We start from the raw sequence: 12406 nt of genomic DNA on the forward strand, positions 1-12406 counted from the left end.
CCTGCAGACGCGGGTCCTGGTATTGCTGGCCGGGACGCGGGCTGCCCCTCCGTGTCCCTCATCTTGCCGGTTCGGTCTCCCGGCCCGACTCTGGTGCCCCTGGTTCTTGTCCGCCAGCCTGCTCACGGGGTTCTCGCTTCGCTACCGCGCGCAACCAGTGCGAGAGCACCTCCTTCGGCGGTAGGTGCTGTGTTCCGCGGTGGTCATTTGATGGCGATGGCCGGACCCGAGAAAGGCACGGGAACCGCGCCGTCAAAGGAGGCGGGATAAGCCCGCAATTGTGGCACTGCACGCTGTTGCGGCACCCGGTTCCTAGCTGTTAGTACTGGCCCACGCGTCGCCTTGGGCGCGGGTGCGATCTCCAGGCATACCAGCACCTGCTCTGCAAGGCCCCCGCCGCGTTGCGAACCGGTATCGGCAGTCTCACTCACGGCAGTTCATGGATTATTTCGCGCAACAGCTCATCAATGGCCTCGTCCTTGGCTCGATCTACGGCCTGATCGCCATCGGCTACACCATGGTTTATGGCATCGTCGGCATGATCAATTTCGCCCATGGCGACATCTTCATGATCGGCGGCTTCATCGCACTGATCTCGTTCCTGGTCCTGGTGTCACTGGGCCTGACTGCGGTTCCGGTAATTCTGCTGATCGTGCTGCTGGTCTCGATGGCCATCACGGCGCTCTATGGCTGGACCGTCGAACGCATCGCCTATCGCCCGCTGCGGCACTCGTTCCGCCTGGCGCCGATGCTGTCCGCCATCGGCATGTCGTTCGTGCTCACCAACTATTCGCAGGTGTCGCAGGGCGCGCGCGTCAAGCCGGTGCCGCCGATCATCACCGGCGGCTATACCCTGCACGAGGGTGCGGGCGGCTTCGTCGTCCAGCTCTCCAACATCCAGATCGTGGTGGTCATCACCACCATCGTTCTGCTCGCGCTGTTCACCTGGCTGGTATCCCGCACGCGGCTCGGGCGCGACATGCGCGCCTGCGAGCAGGACCAGACCATGGCGGCACTGCTCGGCGTCGACGTCGACCGCACCATCTCGATGACCTTCGTGATCGGCGCGGCGCTCGCTGCCGTCGCCGGCATGATGTACCTGCTGTATTACGGTCTGGTCGATTTCTTCATGGGCTTCGTCGCCGGCATCAAGGCGTTCACGGCGGCGGTGCTCGGCGGCATCGGCTCGCTGCCGGGCGCGATGCTCGGCGGCCTCGCGATCGGACTGATCGAGACGTTCTGGTCGGCCTATTTCTCGGTGGAGTACAAGGACGTCGCGGCATTCTCGATCCTCATCGTCGTGCTGATCTTCCTGCCAACCGGCCTGCTCGGCCGGCCCGAAGTCGAAAAAGTCTGAAGATGGAGTCCGCGTGAGCGCGTCCCTTCCCGCCTCGTCGAAAGGCTCCGAACCGGTCGGAGCCGCCTTCATCCTCAAGAAGGCCTTTCTCAGTGCGCTGGTCGCTCTCGGTCTGTTCTCCCTGATGGTCGGCGTCCGCACCGAAGCGGGCCAGAGCGGCCAGCTCGTATACTGGACCCGCTTCGGCGACCTCGCCAGCCTGGTTGCGGCGGTGTTCGTCGGCTCGATCGCGGTCGAGCTGCTGCGGCTGTGGCTCGGACCGCGCGGCGGCCTCGGCAGCTTCGTGCCGCCGTCCGTGCAGAGCGGCATGTCGGTAGCCGGCCGCTATCTCGCGCCGGCGCTGCTGATCTTCACCTTCCTGGTGCCGGTGATCTTCTACAATCAGCGCTATATTCTCGACCTCGGCATCCTGGTCCTCACCTACGTCATGCTGGGCTGGGGCCTCAACGTCGTGGTCGGTCTCGCCGGCCTGCTCGACCTCGGCTACGTCGCGTTCTACGCGGTCGGCGCCTATTCCTACGGCCTGCTCTCGACCACCTTCGGCCTGTCGTTCTGGATCTGCCTGCCGCTCGCCGGTATTCTCGCCGCATTCTGGGGCGTGCTGCTTGGCTTTCCGGTGCTGCGGCTGCGCGGTGACTACCTCGCCATCGTCACCCTGGCCTTTGGCGAGATCATCCGCCTCGTCCTCATCAACTGGCAGGACGTGACCGGCGGTCCCAACGGCGTCTCCGGGATTCCGCGACCGACGTTGTTCGGCATTCCGCTCACACCGGGCGAAGGCGGCCTTGCATCGATGCTCGGCATCCCGTTCTCGCCGACGCATCGCATCGTGTTTCTGTTCTATCTGATCCTGGCGCTGGCACTCCTGACCAACTGGGTCACCATCCGGCTGCGCCGGCTGCCGATCGGCCGGGCCTGGGAAGCGCTGCGCGAGGACGAGGTCGCCTGCCGCGCGCTCGGCATCAACATCACCACCACCAAGCTGACCGCATTTGCGACCGGCGCGATGTTCGGCGGTTTCGCCGGCGCCTTCTTCGCCACGCGCCAGGGCTTCATCAGCCCGGAATCCTTCACCTTCCAGGAATCGGCGCTGGTGCTCGCCATCGTCGTGCTCGGCGGCATGGGGTCGCAGCTCGGCGTGGCGCTGGCGGCGCTCGCCATGATCGGCGGCTTCGAGCTGTTCAGAAGCCTCGAGGGCTACCGCATGCTGGTGTTCGGTCTCGCCATGGTGCTCGTGATGATCTGGCGGCCGCGCGGCATTGTCGGCCATCGCGCGCCGACCGTATTCCTGGAAAAATCCAAGAGCATCTCTTCGGACCTCGTCAAGGAAGGCCACGGATGAGCTCCGCTCCCATTCTCGCACTTGAAAACCTCACCATGCGCTTCGGCGGCATCGTCGCCGTCAATGCGCTGTCGTTCACCGCGCAACGCACGCAGATCACGGCCCTGATCGGCCCCAACGGCGCCGGCAAGACCACCGTGTTCAACTGCATCACCGGCTTCTACAAGCCGACCTCCGGCGTCATCCGCCTGACCCATGATGACGGCGCGCAGTTCGAGATGCAGAAGCTGAAGGACTTCAACATCTCCAAGCAGGCCAAGGTGGCGCGGACGTTCCAGAACATCCGGCTGTTTCCGGGCATGACGGCGCTCGAGAACCTGATGGTCGCGCAGCACAACGCGCTGATGCGCGCGTCCGGCATGACGGTGCTCGGGCTGCTCGGCGTGCCCTCGTGGCGCGCGGCCGAGCAGAACGCGATCGATGCGGCCGTGTTCTGGCTGAAGCGCGTCGGGCTGATCGACCGCGCCGACGACGCGGCCGGCAATCTCGCCTATGGCGACCAGCGTCGGCTGGAGATCGCGCGCGCGATGTGCACCTCGCCGGCCCTGCTCTGCCTCGACGAACCGGCCGCCGGCCTCAACGCGCGCGAGAGTGCGGCCCTCAGCGAGTTGCTGCTGTCGATCCGAGCCGATCACGCCACGTCGATCCTGCTGATCGAGCACGACATGAGCGTCGTGATGGAAATCTCCGATCGGATCGTCGTGATGGACTACGGCGTCAAGATCGCGGAAGGCACGCCGCGCGAGATCAGGGATGATCCCAAGGTCATCGCGGCCTATCTCGGCACCGACGAGGAAGAGGCCGCAGCCGTGATGGAGGCAGAGGCGTGAGCGCGTCCCTCCTCGCAATCCGCAGCCTGCGTGCCTCCTACGGCAAGATCGAAGCGCTCAAGGGCGTCGATCTCGACATCAAGCCCGGCGAGATCGTCGCGCTGATCGGCGCCAACGGCGCCGGCAAGTCGACCCTGATGATGTCGATCTTCGGGCGGCCGCGCGCGAGCTCCGGCAACATCGTCTACGACGGCAACGACATCACACAGGTGCCGACGCATCAGATCGCGCAGCTGCGCATCGCGCAGTCGCCGGAGGGACGCCGCATCTTTCCGCGCATGAGCGTCGCGGAAAACCTGCAGATGGGCGCCGACGCCGGCGAGACGACCGACGCGGAGCGGGCCAGCATGCTGGAGCGCGTCTTCGCGCTGTTCCCGCGCCTGAAGGAGCGCATCGACCAGCGCGGCGGCACGCTGTCCGGCGGCGAGCAGCAGATGCTGGCGATCGGGCGCGCGCTGATGAGCCGGCCGCGTCTGCTGCTGCTGGACGAGCCCTCGCTCGGCCTGGCGCCGCTGATCGCTCGCCAGATTTTCGACGCCATTCGGACACTCAACCGCCAAGACGGTCTGACCGTGCTGATCGTCGAGCAGAACGCCAATCACGCGCTGAAGCTCGCCCATCGCGGCTACGTGCTGGTCAACGGCCTGATTACGCTGTCGGGCACCGGCACCGAGCTGCTGCAGCGGCCGGAGATCCGCGCTGCCTATCTAGAGGGCGGCCGCCACTGAGGCGGAGCCCTCAAAATCCGGCCGAAATGACATTAGTCCTTCGTAGGTGTCGTCGAAAATTGCCGGTGACTTCGCTGGAAAATCAGCCACAATGCGCGCGGTCTGCGGCCCGCCGTTCGGGCCGTTCCGTGTCGACCTACCCCCCGCGAGGATTTCTCATGAAACCACTCAAACTCATCGGCTTGGCTCTGGGCGCATCGCTGGCGCTCTCGACCGCTGCTTTCGCCGAAGACATCAACATCGCCGTGGCCGGCCCCATGACCGGCAGTGAATCGGCCTTCGGCCGCCAAATGCAGAACGGCGCCGAGATGGCGGTAGCCGACCTCAATGCTGCCGGCGGCGTGCTCGGCAAAAAGCTCGCACTGCAGGTGGGTGACGATGCCTGCGATCCGAAGCAGGCGCGTTCGGTTGCCGAAAAGCTCGCCGGCTCCGGCATTCCGTTCGTCGCCGGCCATTTCTGCTCGTCGTCGTCGATCCCGGCCTCCGAGGCCTATGCCGACAGCAACGTCCTGCAGATCACGCCGGCCTCGACCAACCCGCTGTTCACCGAGCGCAAGCTGTGGAACGTGGCGCGCGTCTGCGGCCGCGACGACCAGCAGGGTCTCGTCGCCGCCAACTACATCGCGAAGAACTTCAAGGGCAAGAACATCGCGATCCTCAACGACAAGACCACCTACGGCAAGGGTCTCGCCGACGAGACCAAGAAGGCGCTCAACAAGGCCGGCGTCACCGAGAAGATGTTCGAGTCCTACAACAAGGGCGACAAGGACTTCAACGCGATCGTCTCCCGCCTGAAGCGTGACAACATCGATCTCGTCTATGTCGGCGGCTATCATCAGGAAGCCGGCCTCATCCTGCGCCAGATGCGCGACCAGGGTCTCAAGACCATCCTGATGGCGGGCGACGCGATGAACGATAAGGAGTTCGCCTCGATCACCGGCCCGGCCGCGGAAGGCACGCTGTTCACCTTCGGCCCCGAGCCGCGCAACAAGCCGACCGCGAAGGCGATCGTGGACAAGTTCAAGGCCAAGAACATCGATCCCGAGGGCTACACGCTCTACACCTACGCCGCGATCCAGGTCTGGTCGCAGGCGGTGAAGAAGGCCAACACCACTGACGCCAAGAAGGTGATGGACACCATCAAGGCCGGCGAGTGGGACACCGTTCTCGGCAAGCTCGGCTTCGACGCCAAGGGCGACATCAAGCAGATCGACTACGTCGTCTACAAGTGGGACGCCAAGGGCGGCTACGCCGAGCTCGGCGGCAAGGGCTCCTGACAAAACTCCTGATCCGCTTCGATCATCATCAGCAAAATGCAAACGCCCCGGTCCTGGACCGGGGCGTTCTGCTGAGAGCTTGGTTCGTCGTTGAAGCGCCTGCAGGACAGTGGGGAGCCACGTCGTACGGAGAGTAAGTAACAGGCCGGCTCAGCCGGCACAGGCCGAAAGCGATGGGGCTCCCTTCGCCGCCACTGCCGCACGGGCCGTTTCGACGGCACGCATCAGTTCGGCCGGGCGGAACGGTTTCTGCAGGTAAACGACCCGGGTCAGTTCGTCCGACATCGACGCGCCATCAAAGGCGGTCATGCCGGAGACGGCGACCACCGGCACGTCGGGAACCAGCGCGCGCATACTGCTGACCAGATCGAGCCCGTTGGAATCATCGAGATAGATGTCGACGATGACGGCATCGAACGCCTGGTCGCGGAACAACTGCAGTCCGGACGCAGCGGTCCCCGCTTCGACCACGTCGAACTGATTGACGCGCAGCACCATACAGATCATGGCGCGCACATCCTTCTGATCGTCGACCACCAGAATCCGTGGCATCAACTTCTCCAGAATTTTCCGTTGGACAACCTACAACCTAGAAGGAAATTGAGCACAACTACCGGTATATTTATCCCATTGGGGTAAAGGTGCAGTTACTTTAACTATCGACTCATTCTACAGAACGTCGCGATCTGGTACCATACAACCTTTATTAGAATATATAAACTTTTCGCGCGCCAGTCATCGACTCCCTTTTTTGCATGTTGGCTCCCGTTGCGCAGGATTCCCGGAGATGCAGAGCATCGAGGATCACCGCGAAGTCCTGCTGTCGACGTCCACCGCGACGCGCCGAGACCAGATCGCAGCACTCGCTGCGGTTGCGATCTCGACCTTGCTGTTTGCCGCCGCCGCTCCCTTTGCCAAGGTGGAGTTGCCGGCGGTGCCTGCGTTCATCGCGAGCTACCAGTCGGCGCTGGCGCTGAACGATCTCATCACCGCGTTCCTGCTGTTCTCGCAGTTCGTGCTGCTGCGTTCGCGACCGCTGCTGTGGTTGGCCTCGGGTTACCTGTTCACCGCGCCGGCCTCGCTACTGCACACGCTGGTGTTCCCAGGCCTGTATTCTCAGACCGGCCTGCTCGATGCAGGTCCGCAGACCGCAGTCTGGATCTACATGATCTGGCACGGCGCGTTCCCCCTGTTCGTTCTGGCCTATGCGCTGGACGACCGTCGCCGTCCGACGCCCGTTGGGTCGGTTGCGCTGTCGCTATCGGTCGCCGTGCTCGGCGTGGCGATTGCACTTGCGGCGCTCACCTGGGCGGTGATCGCCCATGATACGGCGCTGCCCGCGCTCGTCCGCGATGACGCTGCCACGCCGGCTTTGAAAGTCGTGGTCGGCGCCATCTGGTGCGTGACATCGGCTGCCCTGCTCGTCCTGGCGCTGCGCAGGCCGCACAGCATTCTCGACCTCTGGGTCATGGTGGTGCTGTGCGCCTGGCTGTTCGACCTCTCGCTCTCCTCGTTGCTCAACGCCGCCCGGTTCGACCTCGGCTACTACGCGGGCCGCATCTATGGCTTGCTGGCCGCGAGCTTCGTACTCGGCGTCCTGCTCGCCGACAATGTCAGCCTGCAGGCGAGGCTCACGCGGCTGCTGCAGCAGCAGCGCCGGCAGAGCGAAAGCGAGCGGGCACGCTTCATCGCGCGCGAGCGACTGTTCAGCGCTGTGGTGGAATCCTCCAACGACGCCATCATCACGCTGACGCTGCAGGGCAAGATCACGTCCTGGAATCGCGCCGCCGAACACCTGTTCGGATACGGCGCAGACGAGGCGCTTGGCAACGACATCGGCCTGATCGTGCCCGCCGAACGGCGCAGCGAGGTCGATCGCATCCTGAGCCGGATCGGCGGCGGCGAGAAGATCGAGCATCACGAGACGATCCGCCGCCACAAGGACGGCCGCGAGATCGAAGTATCGCTCGGCGTGTCGCCGATCCTCGACGCGCATGGTGTGGTCATCGGCGCCTCGAAGGTGGCGCGCGACATCACCGAGAGCAAGCGCACCCGAACCGCCCTGACCCGTGAGACCGAGGAGCGCCGCCGCATCTTCGAGACCTCGCAGGACCTGATCCTGGTTGCCAACTCCTACGGACAATTGATGCAGGTCAGCCCGAGCGCGGTGGACGTGCTCGGCTACCGGCCGGAGGAGATGGTCGGCCGCAATGCCAGCGACTTCGTCTATCCGCCCGAGCTCGAGGCGGTCCGTAGCCAGATGCGCGCCTGCCGCCGCGGCCGCGACGTCCACAATTTCGAGGCGCAGCTGTTGCACAAGGAAGGCCGCGGCGTCGTCCTGAACTGGATGGCGAGCTGGTCGGACCCGGTGCAGCGCCACTTCTTCGTCGGCCGCGACCTCACCGAGAAGCGCGCCGCCGAGGCGCAATTCCGCCAGGCGCAGAAGATGGAGGCGGTCGGGCAGCTCACCGGCGGCGTCGCCCACGACTTCAACAACATCCTCACCGTCATCACCGGCAGCATCGGCATTCTTGCCGACGCCGTGTCCGACCGGCCGGAGCTCGCCTCCGTCGCCAAGCTGATCGACGACTCCGCCGACCGCGGCGCGCAGCTCACGCGGCAGTTGCTAGCCTTCGCCCGCAAGCAGCCGCTGCAGCCGACCGATCTCGACATCAATGCGCTGTTGAACGAGACCGCAGCCTTGCTGCGGCCGACGCTCGGCGCGCAGATCGAGATCGAGCGCATCCTCGGCGCCGATCCCTGCACCGCGCTCGCCGATCCGAACCAGCTCGCCACCGCGGTCATCAATCTCGCGCTCAATGCGCGTGATGCAATGCCGCAAGGCGGCAAGCTCATGCTGGAGACCGCGAACGTCACGCTCGACCAAGACTATGCCGACGCCCATAGCGAGGTCATCGTCGGTGACTACGTGATGATCGCCGTCAGCGACACCGGCTGTGGCATTCCGCCGGCCTATCTCGAGAAGGTGTTCGATCCGTTCTTCTCGACCAAGGGCACCGGCAAGGGCACGGGGCTCGGCCTCAGCATGGTATTCGGCTTCGTCAAGCAGTCGGGCGGCCACATCCAGATCTACAGCGAGGTCGGCCACGGCACCTCGATCAAGCTGTATCTGCCGCGCTCGGCGTCCGCTCCGGCGACCAGCGCGGGCTTGCAGGCGCCGGACGCGCGCGGCGGCAATGAGACGATCCTGGTCGTGGAGGATGATCTGCTGGTACGCCAGCACGTGATCGCCCAGGTCGGCAGCCTCGGCTACACCACGCTGGCTGCAGCCAATGCCGTCGAGGCGCTCGACGTGCTGGAGCGCCATCCAGAGATCGACCTGCTGTTCACCGACGTCATCATGCCCGGCGCCATGAACGGCCGCCAGCTCGCCGACGCCGCACGGGTGCGGCGGCCGGCGCTGCGGACGTTGTTCACCTCGGGCTACACCGAGAACGCGATCGTGCACCACGGCCGACTCGACGCCGGCGTGCTGCTGCTGCCCAAGCCTTACCGCAAGCCGGAACTGGCCCGCATGATCCGCATTGCGCTGGAGGCGTGAGGCCGTAGCCCGGGTGTTGCATTGAGCCCTCGCGCCAGCCGCGCTATCCATCCAGCATCATCACCTGCCGCGAGGGCGACCGTGCAAAACCTCCTCACCGACATCGCGGGCGTACGCGTGGGCCATGCCCAGGACGCAGCGCTCGCGTCCGGCGTGACCGCGATCCTGTTCGATCAGCCGGCGGTGGCCGCGATCGACATTCGGGGCGGCGGACCCGGCGTGCGCGAGGATGCGCTGCTCGATCCTGCGAATACGGTGGAGCGGGTTGACGGCATCGCCCTGTCCGGCGGCTCGGCGTTCGGGCTGGAGGCCGCGAGCGGCATCCAGGCCTGGCTGGCGGAACAGGGCCGCGGCTTTGCCGTGCGCGACGCGCTGATCCCGATCGTCCCCGGCGCGATCGTGTTCGACCTCTTGAACGGTGGCAACAAGGCCTGGGGCCGCTACGCGCCCTATCGCGAGCTCGGCTATGCGGCCGCAGCGGCCGCCGATACCAGCTTCGCGCTCGGCAGCGTCGGTGCCGGGCTCGGCGCCACCACGGCCAACCTACAGGGCGGGCTCGGCTCGGCGGCGGCGACGACGACAGGCGGGATCAAGGTCGCTGCCATCGCGGTGGTCAATGCCGTCGGCAGCGTCACGGTCGGCGACGGCCCGTGGTTTTGGGCGGCACCGTACGAGGTCGACGGCGAGTTCGGCGGCCGCGGCCTGCCGGCCGCGTTCACGCCGGACATGCTGGCGATGCGCATCAAGGGCGGCCCGGCGGCGTCAGCCTCCGAGAACACGACCATCAGCCTCGTCGTGACCGACGCCGTCTTGACCAAGGCGCAGGCCAAGCGGCTCGCGATGATGGCGCAGACCGGCATGGCGCGCGCGATCTATCCGGTGCATCTGCCGCTCGACGGCGACATCGTGTTCGCGGCGGCGACTTGCGCCAAGCCGATCGAGCCGCTGGTCGAGCTGAGCGAGCTCGGCATGGTCGCGGCCAATGTGCTGGCCCGCGCGATCGCACGCGGCGTCTATCACGCGCGACCGCTGTCGTTCGCCGGCGCGCTGCCGTCCTGGCAAGGCCGCTTCGGCGGCTGAGCCTAGGCGCTCACCGCGGTCGTGGAGGACGTCGAGGCCGACAGCATCTTCGACTGCCGCTGGATCAGCTTCTCGATCAGATTGTAGGACGACGTGGCGGCGTTCGACGCGGTGGTAGCCGCTGGCGTCGTCAGCGTCACCTTGGAGCCGTCGGCATAGGTGATGGCGGTCGTCGCCGAGCCGTCGCTGTTGGTCGACGAGGAGCTCGACGCGCCCGACATTGCCTGCATCAGCGCGTCCGCCCCTGCCCCTGACGAATTGCCGGAGCTGCCAGCCTCCCCGGCTCCAGCACGATGATGATGACCACGGCGGCCGCGCGCGCCCTGCAGCGCCGATGTCAGTTCGTCCATGCTGACATTGCCGTCGCTGTTGCTGTCGAGCTTGCCGAACACCTTGTCGGTATTGGCGAGGTTGGTGCCGCCGGCGCCGAGCGCGGTCTCGAATTCGGACTTTGTGATCTTGCCGTCACCGTCGCCGTCGATCTGCGAGAACAGGTCCTGCAGCGGGCTGGTCGAGGCGTTCGCACCCGATGTGCCGGACTGGCTCTGCGCTGCGAGCAGCGCGTTCATCGTCTCCGGCGCGATCTGCCCCGAACTGCTGCTGCCGGAGCTCGACCACGGGCTGAAATTGCCGGAGCTGCTCGAGCTGCCGCCGTTCAGACTGAACACGCCGCCGCCGGCATTGCCCGATTTGCCGGAACCGGACTTCGTCGACCCAAGCGACTGCAGGGCTTCCAGGGCCGATGAGGCGGCCCCCAATGCAAACCACATGGCGAAACTCCGAGGTGGCCGCAATGCGCGGCGAAACAACGTCGGATCTCTCCGTCGCAATCCCCGTGCCAGCGCCAAACCGCTGATATGTCCGGATATTTCGAGATGTTGCGGATGCCCAAACCCGGCAGTTCATGCCGCGCTCGGCAGATTTTTCCCGCTCGCGTTGCCCGACCGGCCCCTGCATGATACGGCGACATCCCCGATCGCCCTGGAACAGCCGCCCATGACCCAAACCTTCACGCCGCGTCCGCTCGTCATCGCGCCATCGATCCTGGCGTCGGATTTCTCCAAGCTCGGCGAGGAGGTGCGCGCCGTCGATGCCGCCGGCGCCGACTGGATCCATCTCGACGTGATGGACGGCCACTTCGTGCCGAACATTTCCTACGGCCCCGACGTGATCAAGGCGCTGCGCTCCCACACGACCAAGATCTTCGACGCGCATCTGATGATCACGCCGTGCGATCCCTATCTCGAAGCCTTCGCCAAGGCCGGCTGCGACCACATCACGGTGCATGCGGAGGCCGGTCCACACTTGCATCGCTCGCTGCAGGCGATCCGCGCGCTCGGCAAGAAGGCCGGCGTCTCGCTCAACCCCTCGACCCCGCTCAGCGTGATCGAATACGTGCTCGACCTCGTCGATCTCGTGCTGATCATGTCGGTCAATCCCGGCTTCGGCGGCCAAGCCTTCATCCCTTCCGCGATCGGCAAGATCCAGGATCTGCGCGCGATGACCGCGGGCCGGCCGATCGATATCGAGGTCGATGGCGGCGTCGGCCGCGACAATGCCGGCGCGCTGGCCGCGGCCGGCGCCAACGCCTTCGTCGCCGGCTCCGCCGTATTCAAGGGCGGCACGACGGAGGCCTACCGCAGCAACATCTCCGCGATCCGCAGCGCCGCCGCGTCGGCGCGCGGCGAAGCGATCTGAGGCACGCGGGGCGGGATGCACACGCTCACGCCGCGGCCGCTGACCAAGGCGGCCTTTGCTGATTTCGGCGACGTCGTCGAGACCGACGGCGCCCAACCCATCGAGATCAACCAGGGCTTCGCCCGCCGCTGCAACGGCCTCGCCGCGATCGACGTGACGTCGGGCGGCGCAGACGTGAACATCAGCCTGTTCGAGGCCAAGCCGCGGCCGCAACCGATCGAGATCAAGCTGATGGAGCGGCATCCGCTCGGCAGCCAGCTGTTCATGCCGCTGCAGGACCGGCCCTGGCTGGTGCTGGTCTGCGACGACCCGCGTGATCCCGCGAGCTACCATGCCTTCACGGCCAGCGGACGCCAGGGCGTCAATTACGCCCGCAACGTCTGGCACCATCCGCTGCTGGTGTTCGATGAGGCCTCGCGCTTCATGGTGGTCGACCGCATCAGCCCCGACAATCTCGAGGAGCTGTGGCTCGACGAGCCGCTGTTTCTAAGCATCCCCTGAATGGTGGCGCGCGCAGGCTGATCCGTGCGCA

At 65.8% G+C, this 12406-nt stretch carries 11 protein-coding genes; 9 read left to right on the forward strand and 2 right to left on the reverse strand.

All coding sequences use genetic code 11. The annotated features are described in order from the left end of the window. The first annotated feature begins 439 nt into the window (after nt 1-439). The 5 genes from QX121_RS07760 (at nt 440) to QX121_RS07780 (ending at nt 5534) form a co-directional block, all read left to right on the forward strand. Entirely contained in the window at nt 440-1357 is a 918-nt protein-coding gene (locus tag QX121_RS07760) for an ABC transporter permease subunit (protein WP_315737411.1), read from the forward strand. A gap of 13 nt (nt 1358-1370) precedes the next feature. Next, nucleotides 1371-2699, forward strand: a complete 1329-nt coding sequence (gene livM / locus QX121_RS07765) for a high-affinity branched-chain amino acid ABC transporter permease LivM (RefSeq protein WP_315811578.1) — start codon at nt 1371-1373, stop codon at nt 2697-2699. Continuing rightward, the gene (locus tag QX121_RS07770; protein ID WP_315759230.1) at nt 2696-3529 is read left to right on the forward strand and encodes an ABC transporter ATP-binding protein; all 834 of its coding nucleotides are present in this window, start codon (nt 2696-2698) and stop codon (nt 3527-3529) included. Before livM ends, QX121_RS07770 begins: the two co-directional genes overlap by 4 nt. Then, the gene (locus QX121_RS07775) at nt 3526-4257 is read left to right on the forward strand and encodes an ABC transporter ATP-binding protein (protein ID WP_315737408.1); all 732 of its coding nucleotides are present in this window, start codon (nt 3526-3528) and stop codon (nt 4255-4257) included. Before QX121_RS07770 ends, QX121_RS07775 begins: the two co-directional genes overlap by 4 nt. Nucleotides 4258-4415: 158 nt before the next feature. Beyond that, a complete protein-coding gene (locus QX121_RS07780; RefSeq protein WP_315737407.1) occupies nt 4416-5534 on the forward strand; it encodes a branched-chain amino acid ABC transporter substrate-binding protein in 1119 nt (372 codons plus the stop codon). Nucleotides 5535-5684: 150 nt separating this feature from the next. Here the strand turns inward: QX121_RS07780 and QX121_RS07785 are convergent, their stop codons facing one another. Continuing rightward, on the reverse strand, nt 5685-6086 hold the full coding sequence (locus QX121_RS07785; protein ID WP_315750016.1) for a response regulator: 402 nt from the start codon (nt 6084-6086) through the stop codon (nt 5685-5687). 235 nt (nt 6087-6321) lie between these two features. On the opposite strand from QX121_RS07785, the gene QX121_RS07790 reads away from it, so the two are divergent. Both QX121_RS07790 and QX121_RS07795 read left to right on the forward strand, forming a co-directional pair. Then, entirely contained in the window at nt 6322-9096 is a 2775-nt protein-coding gene (locus tag QX121_RS07790) for a PAS domain S-box protein (protein ID WP_315811579.1), read from the forward strand. 81 nt (nt 9097-9177) lie between these two features. After that, nucleotides 9178-10176 (forward strand): P1 family peptidase, encoded by a 999-nt coding sequence (locus QX121_RS07795; RefSeq protein WP_315779806.1) that lies wholly within the window; start codon nt 9178-9180, stop codon nt 10174-10176. A 2-nt stretch (nt 10177-10178) separates the two neighbouring features. Here QX121_RS07795 and QX121_RS07800 read toward each other — a convergent pair whose 3' ends face one another. Further along, nucleotides 10179-10946, reverse strand: a complete 768-nt coding sequence (locus tag QX121_RS07800) for an EF-hand domain-containing protein (protein ID WP_315811580.1) — start codon at nt 10944-10946, stop codon at nt 10179-10181. A gap of 226 nt (nt 10947-11172) precedes the next feature. On the opposite strand from QX121_RS07800, the gene rpe reads away from it, so the two are divergent. Together rpe and QX121_RS07810 are read left to right on the forward strand one after the other, a co-directional pair. After that, nucleotides 11173-11874, forward strand: a complete 702-nt coding sequence (gene rpe / locus QX121_RS07805) for a ribulose-phosphate 3-epimerase (protein WP_315811581.1) — start codon at nt 11173-11175, stop codon at nt 11872-11874. 15 nt (nt 11875-11889) lie between these two features. Then, on the forward strand, nt 11890-12375 hold the full coding sequence (locus QX121_RS07810; protein WP_315811582.1) for an ureidoglycolate lyase: 486 nt from the start codon (nt 11890-11892) through the stop codon (nt 12373-12375). The last annotated feature ends 31 nt before the right edge of the window (nt 12376-12406 follow it).

The sequence above is a fragment of the Bradyrhizobium sp. SZCCHNR2028 genome, assembly GCF_032380995.1.
Taxonomy (GTDB): Bacteria; Pseudomonadota; Alphaproteobacteria; order Rhizobiales; family Xanthobacteraceae; genus Bradyrhizobium.

Bases quoted from the DNA above. Each gene is read 5' to 3' on its own strand.
- QX121_RS07780 (WP_315737407.1), top strand. From the start codon at position 4,416: ATGAAACCACTCAAACTCATCGGCTTGGCTCTGGGCGCATCGCTGGCG.
- QX121_RS07785 (WP_315750016.1), bottom strand. From the start codon at position 6,086: ATGCCACGGATTCTGGTGGTCGACGATCAGAAGGATGTGCGCGCCATG.
- rpe (WP_315811581.1), top strand. From the start codon at position 11,173: ATGACCCAAACCTTCACGCCGCGTCCGCTCGTCATCGCGCCATCGATC.
- QX121_RS07790 (WP_315811579.1), top strand. From the start codon at position 6,322: ATGCAGAGCATCGAGGATCACCGCGAAGTCCTGCTGTCGACGTCCACC.
- QX121_RS07760 (WP_315737411.1), top strand. From the start codon at position 440: ATGGATTATTTCGCGCAACAGCTCATCAATGGCCTCGTCCTTGGCTCG.
- QX121_RS07770 (WP_315759230.1), top strand. From the start codon at position 2,696: ATGAGCTCCGCTCCCATTCTCGCACTTGAAAACCTCACCATGCGCTTC.
- QX121_RS07800 (WP_315811580.1), bottom strand. From the start codon at position 10,946: ATGTGGTTTGCATTGGGGGCCGCCTCATCGGCCCTGGAAGCCCTGCAG.
- QX121_RS07810 (WP_315811582.1), top strand. From the start codon at position 11,890: ATGCACACGCTCACGCCGCGGCCGCTGACCAAGGCGGCCTTTGCTGAT.